Below are 17,290 nucleotides of genomic sequence, written 5' to 3' on the forward strand. Positions count from 1 at the left end.
CAGCTGCAACATCAATAGTTGACCAGATGATGTTCACGTAAATAGGCAAGGACTATTTGTGCCTTGTCCGCAGCGCTGCCGTCCTGGACCACCTTGCCGCCACGGCTTTCGGTGACAGTGGCGGCTTGCATGCGGGCATGCCCGGAACGTTTTTCCGGCGCCGTCAGTTTGCGCGGCACGGCTTTAGCCGCTTCGACAGTCCATTCTTCGGTTTGGCCGCCAGTCCCTTGATAGCCAGCAAAAACCTGTTTCCTGATTTCACCGCGGCGCAGCCTGGCGTAGGCATAACGCAGGCGGTTTGGCGCAAATGGATGGACCGTCATCACGGCCGGCAGCTTGAGCGCAACTTCGCGCCGCCGCCCCTTGGGCAGATATTGCTGGGCGACGATGTGCCCGGCGTCTGGTCTCACCGCGATCACGCCCGCCAGCAAAGGCAGGTTCAAGCGCGCCGCCAGCAGATACGGCAACATGCCGCTGCCTGCCCCGCCTTCGGCGCGGCTGCCGCACAACACCAGGTCATAATCTTGCAACTGCGCCTGCAATGCCGGCAGCACATCTTGCGATATGGCAGCTTCAATTAACGTGATGCTTGAGGCGCCTAGCGCCAGGTATTCAGATAGGGCCGGACTGTCGTCATGGCCTGCGCAAGCTGCGTGGATAACATCGATGCTGGCGCCGGCCCCGCGTTGCGCCAGTTCATTTGCAAGATTCAGGGCAGCGGCGTCGTTGCGGCTGTAGCGCGGCACGCCGCTAACCGGATGGCGGTCTATCGACACCAGTACGGCAATCCGCTTGCGAATCTGTCCCGTAATGGCCTGGTTCATGATGCCGCCTCCGCATTACGAGCTTGCCGTACCTGCTCCAGCAGCGCCGCCATCAATTCTTGCGCATCGCCGATGATGCTGAGATCGGCGCGCTTGATCATCGGCGCGCTGGCGTCCAGGTTGACCGCAATCACATGGCGGCAATCCTTGATTCCCTGCAGATGCTGGACCGCGCCGGAAATGCCGAAGGCCAGGTAAGCGCTGGCGCTGACCGTTTTTCCGGTGGCGCCGATCTGCTTGTCGCGTTTGAACTTGCCATCATCGACGGCAACCCGGCTCGCGCCGACCGCCGCATCCAGTGCATTTGCCAAAGAGTTGAACAGTGCGACATCGTCCACGCCATTGCCCGCCGACACGATGAAATCGGCCTCATCCAGTTCCATCTGCGAAGCCGCCATGGTCTTGCTGCCGAGATCCAGGAACGGACTGGACGATACAGCTGCGCCTGCCGCCAAGCCAATCGCCGTGCCTAGCTGGTCTGCAAGCTGGCCACGGCCGAGGAAAGGCAAGCGCGCGTCGACGACATCCATTTCCAGCAACATGATCTGCGCCAGGCTGCGCCGAGCCAGCACACTACCTTGCTCGCGCAAGGCTGCCAGGCCGGACTGGCTGATTTCAACCACATGGGTAGCGATACCGGTGCCGCCGTCGACCGCGCCCAGGCGCCGTCCCAGGTCGCTGCCGGCAACGCCGTCATCGGGGATAAAGATATGGACAGGCCGCAGTTCCTCCGTCAAGGCGCACAGCGCCGCCAGTTCTGCTTCCGGTGCAAATACATGGCCGCCGTATTGCGGCAGCACGATGCACCGGTCGGCACCAAGTGTCGCCGCATCGTCATTCAGTTCGCCGAACACCAGCAACACCACTTCGGTCGCTCCATCGGCCAGCAACGCTGCCGCAGCCACAGCCTGGCGCGCGTGTTCATCCAGCGCGCCGCGATCGCTGTGTGCAACCGCCAGCAGGCAAGCTGTGGTCGCGGCGCCGGCGGCCAGGCGTGTTGGCTTGGTTGCCTGGTGCGGCTGGCTATGGATCGGCGCCTGGCTGCTGTAGTTGCCATTATCGTCGCCGTCGCCAAGCTGGCCCAGCACGATGCGTCTGATGCCGTCGGCATTGACGGTAAATGGACGGCGCGGATTTACGCGCCTGACATTATTCTGTATCGCCATGTCCATCGTCAGTTCTCCAGCGCCGCGGCGAGCAGTTCGGCGATATCGCGTATTTCAGGGCGCGGCCCGACCACGCCTTCCAGCATCGCAGTGCAATTCGGGCAAGCCACCACCACAGTATCGGCGCGTACGGCGCGGGCATCGTGGATTCGGATGTCGGGAATGCGCTGCTTGCCGGGGATATCGGTCAAGGGCGCGCCGCCACCGCCGCCGCAGCAGCGTCCGCGCATGCCGTTGCGCTCCATTTCATGCAGAGGCAGGCCCAGCAGCTTGAGCAGGTCGCGCGGCGCTTCGATCTCGCCGTTGTAGCGCCCCAGGTAACAGGGATCGTGATAGGTGAAACGCTGGTCGCTGTCGGCGGTTGTCAGAGCAACCTTCGGCTTGATTTTTCCCGAGTTCACCAGCGCCGCCATGAAGGTAGTGTGATGAAAAACTTCATAACAACCGCCGAACGCCGGGTATTCATTGCGCAGGCAATGCATGACGTGCGGGTCCGCGGTGACAATCCGCTTGAAGCTAAAAGCCGACAGCTGGCTGATCATCTGCTGCGCCATGTCCTGGAACGTCGCCTCGTCGCCCAAGCGGCGGGCGACGTCGCCAGTGTCGGTTTCCAGTGCGCCAAGCACGGCGAAATCCACATCCGCCGCCTGCAACACCTTGACCAGGGCCCGCAGCGTACGCTGGTAACGCATGTCGAAACCGCCCTCGCCCACCATCAGCAGCACATCGACTGCCTGGCTGGCAACGATCTGCCGCACCCCAAGGTCGATCGCCCAGTTGTAGCGCGCGCCCAGGTCAAAACCGCCGGCACTGCCGGTTTCGCGCAGGTTCGCCAGCACTTCCGGACCTTTGCCGGGCACCTCGCCGAATTGCAGAGTCTGGTGACGGCGCATGTCGACGATGGCATCGACGTGTTCGATCAGCATCGGACATTCCTGCACGCAGGCGCGGCAGGTGGTGCAGGACCACAGGGTATCGCTGGAAATCAGGCCCGGCACGATCGCATCCTGCGGCCGACCCTGGTGCCTGCCGAGCGGAATCCCCGGATAAGGACTGCCGGCAAAATTGGCGTCGCTGCCGCCGGCCATGCCGGTCACCATATCCTGTATCAGCTTCTTGGGATTCAAGGGCTGGCCGGCGGCGAAGGCCGGGCAAGCCGCTTCGCATTTGCCGCACTGGACGCAGGCATCGAAACCCAGCAGCTGGTTCCAGCGGAACTCGACCGGTTTGCCGACGCCAAGTTCGCCCTGCTCCAGCTTCAATGGCTTGAGCGCAGTAGTTGGCGTACCTTTGCCGCCTTGCGTAAAACGTTCCTGGCGCGGATGGAAAGCCAGGTGCAGCAGGCCGGCCAGCGCATGTTTCATCGGCCCGCCGCGCGTCGCGCCCACGGTCAGGGTCCAGGCGCCCAGCCCCAGCAACAACACGGTCACCAGCGCGCTCAATCCCGACATCAGTTGCAAGGGGATCAGACCGAGCGCCAGCAAACCCAGCGCCAGCGCCGCCAACATCCACGGCAAGCGCATCCAGGCGCCGCGCGACAAGCGTGCCGGCGGCGTGCGGCGCCGGTGCCAGACGAACAGCACGCCGGTCAGCATGACCAGCGCGAACAGGCCGATTGCCGTATTCAAGGCGGAGGCATACAGCATCAAGCCGTAATTGACGGCCACCAGCGCCATCGCCGCAATCGCGCCGCCGGCGGTAGCCACGTGGGTACGGGCGATGTAGGGATCGCGCGCCACTACATGGTGCAGGTCGACAAAATAGCGTTTTGGAATTGCCAGCAGGCCCAGCCAGGATACCGAGGCTTCGCGGCCGGCGCGCCACAGGGCTGCCCGCCGCGCAAGGCCGACAGACAGACCCGCCGCCGACAGCCAGAACAAGACGGTAATGACGTAATTCAAGGAAGGGGCCGAAGCGTCCATGGTCAGAAATCTTTGCACAGGCGCAGCGAATCATAGATTGCCGCGTGGATGTTATGCATGGAGATGCAGTCGCCGACCCGGAACAGCAGGAAACGGCCATCGCCCAGGGTTTCCGCCAATGCCGGCTGCGGCTCGGCGGCGAACAGCTTGTTGACGTCGGTCTGGCCGCGGTTGAGCGATTGCGGTTTAAGCGACCAGTACAGATGATCGTTAGGCAGGATGCCGTTTTCAATCACCACCTGGTCGACTACCCGTTCTTCCTGCACTTCCGTGTATTCATTACGCAGCACCGCGACTTTCTTGTCGCCTTCGGCGTAGACCCGGTCCAGCCAGTAATTCGGCGTCGGGATCACGCCTTGCGCATACAGGCGGCGATAGAAAATCGGGAAAGTGGTGCCGCCGGTATCGTCGGCAATCTTGACATCGGGCGTGACGATTTCCACCAGGCTGCCGCGGCTGGCCAGGAAATCGGCGACGCCGAAACCGGCGTGGGTGCTGATGCCGTCGTACACCAGCACGTTCTTGCCGGGCACTACGCGTCCCTGCAAAATATCCCAGGAACTGACCGACAAACCCTCGGCGATGCCCCAGGCCGCGACCTGGCTGGTGTAGTTGCTGCCGCCAGTCGCCAGCACCACGATATCCGGCTGTTCGGCCATGATCATGGCTTCGTCGGCATTCACGCCCAGCCGACGGTCGACGCCGAGGCGCTTGGTTTCCATGTCGAACCAGCGCACGATGCCAGCCATCTGTTCGCGCTGCGGCGCCTTGGCCGCCAGGTTGATCTGGCCGCCGACCGCCTCGCTGCGTTCGAACAACACCACATCGTGGCCGCGCTCGCGCGCCACCCGCGCCGCTTCCAGCCCGGCCGGACCGGCGCCGACCACCACCACCTTGCGTTTCGGCCCGCGGCTCCTGGCGATCTGGTGCGGCATGCTTTGTTCGCGCGAGGTCGCGGCGTTCTGCACGCACAGCACATCGAGCCCGTTGTACTGGCGGTCGATGCAGTAGTTGGCGCCCACGCATTGCTTGATTTCGTCTTCGCGCCCGTCGCGGATCTTGATCACCATGTGCGGATCGGCGATCTGCGCGCGCGTCATGCCGACCAGGTCAACCATGCCGGACGACAGTATGCGTTCCGCCTGGCCGGCGTCACGTATGCTTTGCGCATGCATCACCGGCACCTTGGACACCGCCTTGATGCCGGCCGCCAGGTGCACGAACGGTTCCGGCGGCAAGGCCATCGGCGGCATGCAGTTGGCCAGCGTATTGTGGGTATCGGCGCCGGAGCCAACCACACTCAGGAAGTCGATCAAGCCGCTTGCCGACATCGCCTGCGCGATTTCCTTGGCGGTTTCGTGGTCGACGCCGTCTTCATGGAATTCGTCGCCGCACATGCGCAGGCCGACGCAAAAATCGCTGCCGACCGTTTCCCGCACCGCCGTCAGTACTTCGATGCCGAAGCGCATGCGGTTTTCCAGGCTGCCGCCGTATTCATCTGTACGCTGGTTGACGCGCGGGCTCCAGAACTGGTCTATCAGCTGCTGGTGGGCGGCGGAAATCTCGATGCCATCCATGCCGGCCTGCTTGACCCTTTTGGCGGCGGCGGCAAAGTCGGAGACGATGCGCCGTATTTCTTCAATCTCGATGATCTTGGCGTTGCCGCGGTGGACCGGCTCGCGTATTCCCGAAGGACTGACCAGGTGCGGCCAGTTCTCGCCATGCCATGCCGTGCGGCGCCCCATGTGGGTGGCCTGGATCATGATCTTGGCGCCGTGCCGGTGCATGGCTTCCGCCAGCCGCGACAAAGGCTCGATCACCTTGTCGGTAGTCAGGTTGACCGACTTCCACCAGCCTTGCGGGCTGTCGATGGACACCGTGCTGGAACCGCCGCAGATCGCCAGCCCCAGGCCGCCCTTGGCCTTTTCTTCGTAATACCGTATATAGCGTTCGCCCGGCAAGCCGCCCGCCTCCGCGTACACCTCGGCATGGGCGGTGCTGACCACCCGGTTGCGCAGGGTCACCTGGTTCAGGGTCAACGGCGAAAACAAAGTCGGATAACGCATGGTCTGTATCTATCCCTAAGCAGCAACTGCCGTGACTGTGAACACGCAATGGTCGTGACCTTCGCCGCCGCACTGGGTTTCGCTGCAGGTCGAACGCAACGGATTGCCGGTGGTGTCGGAGACCCAGTCCATGGCGCCGGCGAACCAGCCGGCGAACATGTAGCACAGCTTGCCGTGCGCTTCCGGCTGCTGCAGCACAAACGATGAATTGAGCAGCTTGATGCTGGCGCTGGCCTTGGCCGCGTCCACTTCAGAGAAAGAAAATAAACCCCAGCCGCGCTGCGACAGGCGCTTCAGGTAATGTTTGTAGACATCCAGGCCGGACATGCCGTGTTGCCTGGCTTCTTTTTCGCACCAGAAATAGGCGGACTTGTGGCCGGCCTGGTACAGGATCTGCGCATATTCGTCGCGTCCCAGCGCCGCTTCCACCGCAGTGTGGTTGTTGGTAAAAAAATGACGCGGTACATACAGCATCGGCAGTGTGTCGGTAGTCCAGACGCCGGTGCTGGCGTCGACTTCAATCGGCAATTGGGGTTGCATCATTACTCCTCGGTATTTGCGTAGGGCTATCAGGCAGTCCAGACTTCGCCAAAAACCCGCAGCCAGTTCTCGCCCAGCACCTTGCGAATGCGGCTTTCCTTCCAGCCGGCGCGCTCCATCGCTGTGGTCAGGTTGGGGAAATCGCCTATGGTGCGGAAACCTTCCGGATTGATCACGGTACCGAAATCGGTCAAGCGGCGGTGGCGTCCCTTGTCGTGCGTCAGCCATTCGAAGAAGGGCTTGCCGTAACCCTGCGTGAAATCGGTGCCGATGCCGACGCAGTCGTCGCCGACCAGGTTGATGATGTAATCGAAGGCTTCCACATAGTCGTCGACATTGGCGCTGCTGCCGCGCTTGAGAAAAGGCGGGAACATGGTGACGCCGATGAAACCGCCGTGATCGGCGATGAATTTCAGCTGTTCGTCGCTCTTGTTGCGCGGATGCTGCTTGAGGCCGGACGGCAGGCAATGCGAATAGCAGACCGGTTTCTTCGACGCCAGGATCGCTTCGGTCGAAGTGTTGCCGCCTACATGCGACAAGTCGACCATGATGCCGACCCGGTTCATTTCTTCAATCACTTCACGGCCGAAGCCGGACAAGCCGCCGTCACGCTCATAGCAGCCGGTGCCGATCAGGTTCTGGGTGTTGTAGCAAAGCTGCACCACCCGTACCCCCAGTTCGGCGAATACTTCGATGTAACCGAGGTTGTCTTCAAACGCGTGGGCGTTCTGGAAACCCAGGATGACGCCGGTGCGCCCTTCCTTTTTTGCCCGCTTGATGTCTTCGACACCGCGCACCAGCGTCAGCAGGTCGGCATTGTCGCGAATCAGGTTCTTCATGTCGACCACGTTGCCGACCGTGCCCTGGAAATTTTCCCAGACCGAAATGGTGCAGTTGACGGCGCTCAGGCCGCCCTTCTTCATGTCTTCGAATACCGGCCGCTCCCACTTCGAGATGTTGAGGCCGTCGATGACCAGGCTTTGCTGATGCAAGTTGCTCATGCCGTGCTCCATGTCGGTTTAATAGATAGGAAAACGCTTGCACAGCGCGCGCACTTCGGCCAGCACCCGTTGCTCGACTTCGGCATCGCCCTCGGGTTTGTTCGCCAGCGCATCGAAGATCTCGACGGTCAGGCGGCCGATGGTGCGGAATTCGTCGATGCCGAAACCGCGCGCAGTGCCGGCCGGCGTACCGAGCCGAATGCCGGAAGTGACGGTCGGCTTTTCGGTATCGAACGGGATGCCGTTCTTGTTGCAGGTAATGCCGGCGCGCTCCAGCGCATGCTCCACTTGCGTGCCCTTCAAACCCTTGGGCCGCAGGTCGACCAGCAGCAGATGGTTTTCAGTGCCGCCGGTGACCAGGTCGACGCCGCCGGCCAGCAGCACTTCGCCCAAGGCCTTGGCGTTGGCCACCACGTTGCCGATGTATTGCTTGAACTCCGGTTCCAGCGCTTCGCCGAATGCCACTGCCTTGCCGGCGATGACGTGCATCAGGGGACCACCCTGCAAGCCCGGGAAAACCGCGGAATTGATTTTCTTGGCGATGTCTTCGTCATTGGTCAGCACGAAGCCGCCGCGCGGACCGCGCAAGGTCTTGTGCGTGGTCGAAGTGACCACATGCGCATGCGGCACCGGGCTGGGATGATGGCCGGTAGCCACCAGCCCGGCGATATGCGCCATGTCGACCATCAGCAATGTATCGACGCTGTCGGCGATGGCGCGGAAACGGGCGAAATCGAGCTGGCGCGGATAAGCCGAGTAACCGGCGATGATCAGGCGCGGCTTGTGCAGCTTGGCCAGCGCTTCCACTTCGTCGTAGTCGATCAGGTAGGTGTCGCGGTTGACGCCGTATTGCACGGCGTTGAACCATTTTCCCGACATCGCCGGCCGGGCGCCGTGCGTCAGGTGGCCGCCGGCGTCGAGCGACATGCCCAATACCGTGTCGCCCGGCTTGACCAGCGCCAGCATGACGGCGCCGTTGGCCTGGGCGCCGGAATGCGGCTGCACATTGGCGTATTTGGCGCCGAACAATTGCTTGACCCGGTCCAGCGCCAGGGTTTCCACCTGGTCGACGAATTCGCAGCCGCCGTAATAACGCTTGCCCGGATAGCCTTCCGCGTATTTATTAGTCAACACAGAACCCTGCGCTTCCAGCACGGCGCGCGAAACGATGTTTTCCGAAGCGATCATCTCGATCTGGTTTTGCTGGCGCTCCAGTTCAAGGCCGATGGCTTGTTTGACTGCGGTGTCGCGTTCGGCCAGCGACTGGGAAAATGCAGGAAGTGTCATTTGTATATGTCCGGGAAAGAGATGGTGTCGTGAGTGGTCCGTTGCTTGACACCATTTTGTCCCAGCCCCTTCCCCGCTATTGACTTGATCTGACGGGAACCTTTCAATTTGCGACATCGCTGTCACTTTTAGCCAAGCGTCGTTTCCCGGCGGCCTGGCGGCCGCTTGCGCCGAAATGGATCACGTGCACAAAAAGCGGGATCGCCGGCATTATTTTTTTTGCGCTTGCACAGCCAGTGAAACCGGACTCCGGCAAGGGGCTGGAAACGGAATTTCGCTATTGCGGATAGCGCCCTTTTCCCTCTTTTCCACCCGTCGCAAGCGTTGAAAAAGCGTTGAAAATAAGTCATCTGGTCGGCTTGGCATGCTTATTGCGACGCACAACCGAAAGCATTTGTTCTTCACCCATTTCAACGTTACATTGTCCATCGCTGATGTTTGCCAACGGAGCAGGTCATGTCTAAAAGCAGTTCTTGTTTCACCCATTTTGCTTTCATGCCGCTCAACAACTTTACGATGCTGGCATTTTCAAATGCCATCGAAGTACTGAGGATGGCCAACTACCTGGAAGGAACCATCTTGTACCGCTGGTCCGTGGTCAGCCCCGAAGGCGGCGCCGTAACGGCCAGCAACGGCCTTTCCGTGACCACCATCCGGGCCGACGAATGCCCGGCCGCCGACGTCGTTTTCGTCTGCGGCGGTACCGACATCGACGCCGCGGTCAACCCTGCCACCTTGGACTTGCTGCAATACCTGGCGACCCAGGACGTGACCCTGGGCAGCTTGTGCACCGGCGCCTTCGCCCTGGCCAAGGCCGGTCTGCTGGATGGCTACACTTGCGCCACCCATTGGGAAAACCTGTCGAGCCTGAAACGCGCCTATCCCGCAATTTCTTTTGCACCCGACCTGTTTGTGATCGACCGCGACCGCATCACCTGCACTGGCGGCATCGCCCCGCTGGACCTGATGCTGAACCTGATCTCAAGCCAGGTGGGAAAGACCACGATTGCGGCGATCGCCGATCAATTCATCCTCGAGCACGTACGCGACCACAAGGACCAGCAGCGAGTGCCGCTGACGGTGCGCATGACCTCGGCGCGGCCGGCCATGGTGGAAGTGGTGTCGCTGATGGAAGCCAATATCGAAGAGCCGCTGTCGCTGGATGAACTGGCGCAGTTGTCGAACTCGTCGCCGCGCCAGCTGCAGCGCATGTTCAAGGAACACATGGGCATGTCGCCTACCCATTATTACCTGACGCTGCGCCTGCGCAAGGCCCGCGAACTGCTGCGCCAGACCGACATGTCGATACTCAGCATTACCGTGGCTTGCGGCTTCCAGTCAGCCTGCCATTTCAGCAAGACCTATCGTGAAGTATTCAGCGTTGCGCCCAGCACCGAGCGCCGGCAGCCAAGCCCGGTTCCGGCTGCCTTGCTGGCGGCGCCAATGCAGCAGGCGGCAGCTTTCATTTAGCGGCGAAGCATCAGGGGGAGAAGAAAAAACGGGCGCCTCAGGCGCCCGTTTTTATATCTGCAAAATGGCAGTTCTCAAACGCATGGCGTCAGGGCGCCAGCTCTTTTATGGAACGTTCCCACAGGTTGATGCCGCCTTCCTTGGCCTGCTCGTCGATGGCCGCCAGCTCTTCCTGCGTAAAATCCAGGCGCTGCAAGGCAGCCACATTTTCCCGGATCTGGGCCGGGCTGCTGGCGCCGATCAAGGTGGTGGTCACGCGCGGATCGCGCAATACCCAGGCCAGCGCCATCTGCGCCAGGCTCTGGCCGCGGGTCTTGGCAATCTCGTTGAGGGCCCGCACCCGCGCCAGGTTTTCCGGGCTCAGGTGGGCTTGCTGCAGCGAACCGCCGCCTTCGCGGTTGATACGCGAATCCTGCGGCACGCCGTTCAGGTATTTGTCGCTCAGCAGTCCCTGCGCCAATGCGGTGAAGGTAATGCAGCCCATGCCTTCCTGTTCCAGGGTATCCAGCAAGCCGTCTTCAATCCAGCGGTTGAACATGTTGTAGGACGGCTGGTGGATCAGGCAAGGCACTTTCCAGTCGCGCAGCAGCTTGGCTGCTTCCGCGGTCTTTGCCGGCGAATAGGACGAGACGCCGACATACAGCGCCTTGCCCTGCTGCACCGCAGTCGCCAGCGCGCTCATGGTTTCTTCCAGCGGGGTTTCCGGATCGAAGCGGTGCGAATAAAAGATGTCGACATAATCCAGGCCCAGGCGCTGCAAGCTCTGGTCGAGGCTGGCCAGTACATATTTGCGCGAACCGCCGCCTTGGCCGTAGGGCCCTGGCCACATGTCCCAGCCGGCCTTGGACGAGATGATCAGCTCGTCGCGGTAAGGCCGCAGGTCTTCCTTCAGGATGCGGCCGAAATTGGTCTCGGCGCTGCCGTACGGCGGCCCGTAGTTGTTGGCCAGGTCGAAATGGGTGATGCCGAGGTCGAATGCGGTGTGCACCATTTCCCGCTGGCGCGCCAGCGAGGTGGTGTCGCCGAAGTTGTGCCAAAGTCCCATCGACAACAATGGCAGCTTGAGGCCGCTGCGGCCGCAGAAACGGTACTGCATTTCGTCGTAGCGCTTGCTTGATGCGTGATAACTCATTACTGACATGTTCCTTTTAACGATGGTCTCTTGGAGAATTTTGTTTTTGCCGGCAGGACTTGCATGCACTAATTCTACAGAGCTATTTTGTGTCTCGCTGAGAGCGCCTGATTTGGTATTTCGACAAATTGCGTTGTATTTTGAAAAAACCCCGTCTTATTGAATTACGAATGATTCTCATTTATATATAATGACGCCTATTATTAAAAATAAATAGCCGGGCGAGGATAAAGTTTTGAAAAAGCAACTAGTAGGAATATGTTCGGTCATGCTGACGCATGGCGCCATCGCCGCCGATGTGCAAACGCAGGCAAATACCGATGCCGCGGCCAATGAAAATGTGCTGCCAACGGTATCCGTCAAGGCCAGCCGGGAAGATGCAGCGGAAAAGGGTTACCAGGCAAAACGCGCGTCCGTCGGCAGCCGCAGTGACGCCGCCCTGATCGACGTGCCGCAGGCGGTCAGCGTCGTCACTTCGCAATTTCTGCAAGACCGCCAGCCAGGCAGCCTGGCGGAATCGCTGGATACCGTATCCGGCGTCCACATGGGCAATACGCTGGGCGGCACGCTGGATGCGATCATCAAGCGCGGCTTCGGCGACAACCGCGACAACTCCATGCTGCGCGACGGCATGCTGTCGGTGCAGCCGCGCAATTTCACGCCGACCACGGAACGCATCGAAGTGCTGAAAGGACCCTCGTCCATGCTCTACGGCAGCATGGACCCCGGCGGCGTGGTCAATGTCGTCAGCAAGAAACCGCTGCTGGAGAACCAGCGCTCGGTCACGCTCGGCACCACCAGCTATGGCGGTCTCAGCGAACAGATCGACCTGACCGGGCCAATCGGCGATTCCGGCCTGGCTTACCGGCTGATCGCCGACCACGAACGCAGCAATTACTGGCGCAATTTCGGCGAAACCACGCAATCGGTAGTGGCGCCCTCGCTGGCCTGGTACGGCCGCGACACCACTCTGTCGTTCGCCTATGAACACATGAATTATTCGGTGCCTATCGACCGCGGCACCGTCATCGATACGCGCACCGGCAATCCGGTTGCCGTGCCTGCGAATCGCCGCTTCGACGAAGCCTATAACATCTCGGCCGGCCGTTCCGACGCCGTCAACCTGCGTTTCGACCACAAGCTCAACGCCGACTGGACGCTGCACGGCGGCTACGGCTTCAGCCGCAGCTACTACAACGACTGGCAGGCGCGCGTGCTGTCGGTCAACTACGCCACCGGCATCGCCACCCGCCGCGTCGACTCGACCCAGAACGGCGTGCAGTCGGCGCATACGCTGACCCTGAACCTGGAAGGAAAATTCAACTGGGGAGAGATCCGCCACGACATCGTCGGCGGCGTCGACTACATGCGCAACTACCGGGTGCTGGGCGACCTCTACCGCGGCCCGAGCAACACCCAGTTCAACATCTACGATCCAGTCTACGGCCAGCTGACTCAGGCCGGCAGCAAGATCAGCCCGGCCGACAGCGACCAGACCGACAAGCTGATTTCGCGCGGCGTGTTTGTGCAGGATTCGATCCATCTGGATGAACGCTGGATCTTGCTGGCTGGCGCGCGCTATGAGTATTTCAACGAGCTGACCGGCAAGGGCCGCCCCTTCGTGGTCGGCAGCAAGGTCGCTGCCGGACGCGCCACGCCGCGCGCCGGCGTGGTGTACAAACTGGCGCCCGACTGGTCCATGTACGCCAGCTACAGCGAATCGTTCAAGCCGAATACCTCGATTGCGACGCCGATAGGCGAATTGCCGCCGGAACTGGCCAAGGGCTATGAAATCGGCTCGAAGCTGGAAACCGAGAACCTGACTGCCACGGTAGCGGTATTCGATATCCAGAAGCGTAACATCCAGACCACCGAAACCATAGGCGGCATCAACTACACCCGCAACGCCGGCAAAGCCAGGTCGCGCGGACTGGAGTTCGACGCCAACGGCCGCATCAGCCAGAACCTGAGCCTGGTCGGCAGCTATGCCTACACCGAGGCGCGCTACGCCGACGATCCCAAGCTGGCGGGAAATCCCCTGCCGAACACCCCGAAACATTCGGCGTCGCTGTACCTGACGCGCGACTTTGGCGTCTCGCGCGTCGGTCCGGTTGAAGGCCGAGTGAGGGCGGGCGCAGGCGCCCGCGTGTTCAGCAGCCTGCCGGTGGGCGACGGCACCGGCAAGGTTTACCACCTCCCCTACGGCCGCGTGATGGATGCTTTCGTGTCATGGAACACCCTGGTCGGCGGTCAATCGGTTGATTGGCAGTTCAACATCAAGAACATCTTCGATTCGACTTATTACACCGCCAGCTGCTGCACCGGCACGCCGTTCGTCAACATCGGCGCCGGCCGCGAGTTTACGCTCAACGCCAAGCTGAATTTCTGAGATCGGAGGGAGCGGCCTGCGCCATCAACAGCGCAGCTGCCGGATTGCCTATATCGGATCAGCCCGGAGGTGTTCCGGCCGGTGCAGGAAGACCGTGAGCGTATCCCGTTGCGGCGGCACGCCGATCTGCGACAGGATGCGGCCGACGGCGCCGCGATGGTAGTTGCCGTGCGTGACCAGGTGGGTCAGCATCTCGCCGCGAGACATGCGGCCTGCCGAACCGTCTACGAAGGTGAATTCGATAATCTCCGCAAGCTCGGCTTCCGATACGGTATCGGCATATGACAGCAGCCAGCGGTCGGTTTCACGGACCGCTGCGCGCAGGTCGGCCAGCGCCGGCGTCGCCGTGGTGTTCAATGCCCTGTAGTCGTGCGGCTGGCGCTGCAGGTTGGCTTCGAAAATCCGGTCGACCACGTAGACGTGGTTCAAGATGCGCGTGGCGTCATGTTTTTCACGTTCGTGTGATTCCGGCGGCAAAGCGGCCAGCGTCGAAAACAAGGTGTCGTTGGCCCAGGCTTTGTATTCAAACAGGGTAGTCAGCAGTTTATTCATGGCGGATCCGTATGGCAGGCGGCGATTCACTACAATCCCTGCATTTTATGCCAGGCGCGCAATCCGCGTAGGCAAAGGCAAATCGACTCAAGACCCCGGGATGCCCTACAATCGCGCCATGAGTCATTTAGATATCCTATTGCCCTTCGGCCTGCCGCCGCCGGAACTGGCGCGCGATTTATTGCGCGAATTGAAACTGCCCGCCCTCGCTACCCTGATGGCGCGCGCAAAAAACCGGCCTCAGCGCCAGCTGTTTGACGATTTTGCAAGAGCCTTGCCGCATGAAATGTGGCTGGCGTCGCAATTTTCCTTGCCGGCCTTCGAACCCGTCACGCCCGGCCAAGACAAGCACAACAGCCCCGCCCTCGCCTGCGCCGCCATGCGCGCGATGGGGCTGAGCGTTGAAGCAGGCGCCTGGTTCATGCTGCATCCGGCCCATATCCATATTGCACGCGACCACCTGGTGCTGACCGACATCCGCCAGATCGGCTTGAGCGACGCGGAATCGCGCGAACTGTTCGACGCTGCCCTGCCGCTGTTCGCTGAAGCCGGCCGTGAGCTGGTTTACGGCGACGCCAACACCTGGTTCCTGCGCGCCGACGACTGGCAAGGCTTGCTGTCCTCCACGCCGGACGCCACTTGCGGCCACAACATCGATATCTGGATGCCGAAGGGTAGCGGCGACCAGGCCTGGCGCAAATTGCAGAATGAAGTGCAGATGCTGTGGTTTGCCCACCCGTTGAATGAGCGGCGCGAAATGCAGGGGCGGCAAACCGTGAATTCCCTGTGGTTGTGGGGTGGCGCAACCGCACAGCCGTCAGCGCCCGGCCAGCGCGAAGTATTCAACCTGCCGGACGGTTTCGCCGGCCTCGGCCAGTACGCCAAGGCTGCCCATGCCGGCGTTGGCATAAGCGAAGTGATCGCCGCCAGGCCCGGACATGGCCTGCTGACCTTGAGCCAGTTGATCCAGCCGGCCTTGACTGGCGAATGGTCGGACTGGCTGCAGCAATTGCAAACCCTCGAAAGTACATGGTTCGCTCCTTTGCTGCAGGCCATGCAACAGCGCCGGCTCGACAGCCTGTCCCTGATCGTTACCGACAGCAGCCACACGCTTGAAATGAGCACCACCCGGCTCTCGCTCAAGAAATTCTGGCTGAAGCCAGCCCTCACCGGCTTATTGCCATCGCATTCAACATCGCATTTATCATGACTCGCATCGTTACCCGCCCCTATTCCTTCCGCGACTCCGAACGGCTGCGCCAGAGCGGCATCCATCCGGTGCTGGCGCGCGTGTATACGGCACGCGGCCTGCTCGACGCCAAGGAGCTGGAGAGCGAACTGAACGCACTGATCCCGCCGTCCGGCTTGCTGCACATCGACGCCGCCGCCATTTTTCTCGCCGACGCCATCGCCGCAAAAAAGAAGATGGTGATCGTCGCCGATTACGATTGCGACGGCGCCACCGCTTGCGCCGTCGGCCTGCGCGGCTTGCGCCTGCTGGGTGCGAATATCGACTTCATCGTGCCGAATCGTTTCGAGTACGGCTACGGCCTGACGCCGGAAATCGTCGAACTGACCGCGCGCGAAAAATCGCCCGACATCATCGTCACGGTCGACAACGGCATCGCCAGCATCGACGGCGTGGCCGAAGCCAACCGGCGCGGCATCGAAGTAGTGGTGACCGACCATCACTTGCCGGCCGATACGCTGCCGGCGGCAAGAGTCATCGTCAATCCTAACCAGCCGGAATGCGGTTTTCCCAGCAAGAACCTGGCCGGGGTCGGCGTCATGTTCTACGTCTTGCTGGCCTTGCGCGCGGAACTGCGCCGGCGCGGCGTGTTCGATGCACAGAGCCAGCCGAAACTGGATGTGCTGCTCGACCTGGTGGCGCTCGGCACCGTGGCCGACGTCGTCAAACTGGATGCCAACAACCGCATCCTGGTGGCGCAAGGCCTGAAGCGCATGCGCGCCGGCCGCATGCATGCCGGCATCGCCGCCCTGTTCCGCGCCGCCGGCCGCGAAGCGCGGCGCGCCACGCCGTTCGATCTCGGTTTTGCGCTGGGCCCGCGCCTGAACGCCGCCGGCCGCCTGGCCGACATGGCGCTCGGCATCGAATGCCTGACCACCGACGACGAAGGCCGCGCCTGGGCCATCGCCCAGCAGCTCGACACCATCAACCGCGAACGGCGCGATATCGAAGCCGGCATGCAGGACACCGCGCTGGCGCTGCTGGATGACTTCAAGCCGCAGGACAGCACTACCATCAGCGTGTTCGACGCTTCATGGCACCAGGGCGTGATCGGCATTGTCGCCTCGCGCCTGAAGGATAAGTTTTATCGTCCAACCATCACTTTCGCGCCGGGCGGCGAAGGCTTGATCAAAGGATCGGGCCGTTCGATTCCCGGTTTCCATTTGCGCGATGCGCTGGACCTGGTTTCCAAGCACGCCCCCAGCCTGATCCAGAAATTCGGCGGCCATGCGATGGCAGCCGGATTAACCATTCGCGCCGACGCCTTCGATGCATTCGCCGCCGCCTTCGAAAAAGTCGGACGTGAATGGCTGGGGCAAAGCCAGCTGGAGCGAGTGATCGAAACCGACGGCCCCTGGAAGATGCCTACTACACCACACAATTCATTGAACTGATGGATGGCCAGGTGTGGGGCCAGGGTTTTGCGCCGCCGCTGTTTTGCGATGAATTCCGTGTAGTCAGCCAGCGCATCCTGAAGGAAAAGCATTTGAAGCTGCTGCTGGAACGCAACGGCACGCGCTACGATGCGATCTGGTTCGGGCATACCGATGAACTAGGGAGCAAAGCCAAAGTAGCGTTTCGCCTGGACGCCAATGAATATAACGGCGTTACCAAGGTACAGCTGATGGTTGAGCACGCGGAAGCGATGTAATTCCTGAGCGCGGAACGTAATGCTCCGTGGTTCGTTAATTA

The 17,290-nt window shown here is 61.5% G+C and carries 12 protein-coding genes and 1 pseudogene; 4 read left to right on the top strand and 9 right to left on the bottom strand.

Annotation, left to right across the window (positions count from 1 at the left end; translation table 11 throughout):
• Nucleotides 1–11: 11 nt before the first annotated feature.
• From CFter6_RS17700 to CFter6_RS17730, 7 genes are read right to left on the bottom strand one after another with little or no spacing between them, the layout of a single operon-like run.
• Nucleotides 12–824, bottom strand: coding sequence for a drug:proton antiporter (locus CFter6_RS17700; RefSeq protein ID WP_061541039.1), 813 nt, complete (start codon nucleotides 822–824; stop codon nucleotides 12–14).
• Entirely contained in the window at nucleotides 821–1,996 is a 1,176-nt protein-coding gene (locus CFter6_RS17705) for an electron transfer flavoprotein subunit alpha/FixB family protein (protein WP_150118804.1), read from the bottom strand. Before CFter6_RS17705 ends, CFter6_RS17700 begins: the two co-directional genes overlap by 4 nt.
• 2 nt (nucleotides 1,997–1,998) lie before the next feature.
• Nucleotides 1,999–3,912: a (Fe-S)-binding protein gene (locus tag CFter6_RS17710; protein WP_061541040.1), complete on the bottom strand. Its 1,914-nt coding sequence runs from the start codon at nucleotides 3,910–3,912 to the stop codon at nucleotides 1,999–2,001.
• Nucleotides 3,913–3,914: 2 nt separating this feature from the next.
• Nucleotides 3,915–5,978 carry an NADH:flavin oxidoreductase gene (locus tag CFter6_RS17715; protein WP_061541041.1) on the bottom strand — a complete coding sequence of 688 codons (2,064 nt, stop codon included), beginning with the start codon at nucleotides 5,976–5,978 and terminating at the stop codon, nucleotides 3,915–3,917.
• Nucleotides 5,979–5,993: 15 nt separating this feature from the next.
• On the bottom strand, nucleotides 5,994–6,518 hold the full coding sequence (locus CFter6_RS17720; protein ID WP_061542446.1) for a DUF5943 domain-containing protein: 525 nt from the start codon (nucleotides 6,516–6,518) through the stop codon (nucleotides 5,994–5,996).
• 29 nt (nucleotides 6,519–6,547) lie between these two features.
• The gene (locus CFter6_RS17725) at nucleotides 6,548–7,519 is read right to left on the bottom strand and encodes a dipeptidase (protein WP_061541042.1); all 972 of its coding nucleotides are present in this window, start codon (nucleotides 7,517–7,519) and stop codon (nucleotides 6,548–6,550) included.
• An 18-nt stretch (nucleotides 7,520–7,537) separates the two neighbouring features.
• Nucleotides 7,538–8,806, bottom strand: a complete 1,269-nt coding sequence (locus CFter6_RS17730) for a serine hydroxymethyltransferase (protein ID WP_061541043.1) — start codon at nucleotides 8,804–8,806, stop codon at nucleotides 7,538–7,540.
• A gap of 456 nt (nucleotides 8,807–9,262) precedes the next feature.
• Between CFter6_RS17730 and CFter6_RS17735 the strand changes: the two genes are divergently transcribed.
• A complete protein-coding gene (locus CFter6_RS17735) occupies nucleotides 9,263–10,276 on the top strand; it encodes a GlxA family transcriptional regulator (protein ID WP_061541044.1) in 1,014 nt (337 codons plus the stop codon).
• Between the two features lie 88 nt (nucleotides 10,277–10,364).
• Here the strand turns inward: CFter6_RS17735 and mgrA are convergent, their stop codons facing one another.
• Nucleotides 10,365–11,408, bottom strand: a complete 1,044-nt coding sequence (gene mgrA, locus CFter6_RS17740) for an L-glyceraldehyde 3-phosphate reductase (RefSeq protein ID WP_061541045.1) — start codon at nucleotides 11,406–11,408, stop codon at nucleotides 10,365–10,367.
• A gap of 235 nt (nucleotides 11,409–11,643) precedes the next feature.
• On the opposite strand from mgrA, the gene CFter6_RS17745 reads away from it, so the two are divergent.
• Nucleotides 11,644–13,797 carry a TonB-dependent siderophore receptor gene (locus CFter6_RS17745; RefSeq protein ID WP_082814849.1) on the top strand — a complete coding sequence of 718 codons (2,154 nt, stop codon included), beginning with the start codon at nucleotides 11,644–11,646 and terminating at the stop codon, nucleotides 13,795–13,797.
• A 48-nt stretch (nucleotides 13,798–13,845) separates the two neighbouring features.
• Here CFter6_RS17745 and CFter6_RS17750 read toward each other — a convergent pair whose 3' ends face one another.
• The gene (locus CFter6_RS17750) at nucleotides 13,846–14,349 is read right to left on the bottom strand and encodes a DinB family protein (protein ID WP_061541047.1); all 504 of its coding nucleotides are present in this window, start codon (nucleotides 14,347–14,349) and stop codon (nucleotides 13,846–13,848) included.
• A gap of 118 nt (nucleotides 14,350–14,467) precedes the next feature.
• On the opposite strand from CFter6_RS17750, the gene CFter6_RS17755 reads away from it, so the two are divergent.
• Entirely contained in the window at nucleotides 14,468–15,559 is a 1,092-nt protein-coding gene (locus CFter6_RS17755; protein WP_061542447.1) for a hypothetical protein, read from the top strand.
• Nucleotides 15,556–17,249: pseudogene (recJ, locus tag CFter6_RS17760) on the top strand (single-stranded-DNA-specific exonuclease RecJ). The gene CFter6_RS17755 and the pseudogene recJ overlap by 4 nt, the downstream one beginning before the upstream one ends.
• The last annotated feature ends 41 nt before the right edge of the window (nucleotides 17,250–17,290 follow it).

The organism is Collimonas fungivorans, assembly GCF_001584145.1.
Lineage (GTDB): Bacteria > Pseudomonadota > Gammaproteobacteria > Burkholderiales > Burkholderiaceae_D > Collimonas > Collimonas fungivorans.

Coding starts and splice junctions, on each gene's coding strand:
- CFter6_RS17700 (WP_061541039.1), bottom strand. CDS start 824: ATGAACCAGGCCATTACGGGACAGATTCGCAAGCGGATTGCCGTACTG.
- CFter6_RS17705 (WP_150118804.1), bottom strand. CDS start 1,996: ATGGACATGGCGATACAGAATAATGTCAGGCGCGTAAATCCGCGCCGT.
- CFter6_RS17710 (WP_061541040.1), bottom strand. CDS start 3,912: ATGGACGCTTCGGCCCCTTCCTTGAATTACGTCATTACCGTCTTGTTC.
- CFter6_RS17715 (WP_061541041.1), bottom strand. CDS start 5,978: ATGCGTTATCCGACTTTGTTTTCGCCGTTGACCCTGAACCAGGTGACC.
- CFter6_RS17720 (WP_061542446.1), bottom strand. CDS start 6,518: ATGCAACCCCAATTGCCGATTGAAGTCGACGCCAGCACCGGCGTCTGG.
- CFter6_RS17725 (WP_061541042.1), bottom strand. CDS start 7,519: ATGAGCAACTTGCATCAGCAAAGCCTGGTCATCGACGGCCTCAACATC.
- CFter6_RS17730 (WP_061541043.1), bottom strand. CDS start 8,806: ATGACACTTCCTGCATTTTCCCAGTCGCTGGCCGAACGCGACACCGCA.
- CFter6_RS17735 (WP_061541044.1), top strand. CDS start 9,263: ATGTCTAAAAGCAGTTCTTGTTTCACCCATTTTGCTTTCATGCCGCTC.
- mgrA (WP_061541045.1), bottom strand. CDS start 11,408: ATGAGTTATCACGCATCAAGCAAGCGCTACGACGAAATGCAGTACCGT.
- CFter6_RS17750 (WP_061541047.1), bottom strand. CDS start 14,349: ATGAATAAACTGCTGACTACCCTGTTTGAATACAAAGCCTGGGCCAAC.
- CFter6_RS17755 (WP_061542447.1), top strand. CDS start 14,468: ATGAGTCATTTAGATATCCTATTGCCCTTCGGCCTGCCGCCGCCGGAA.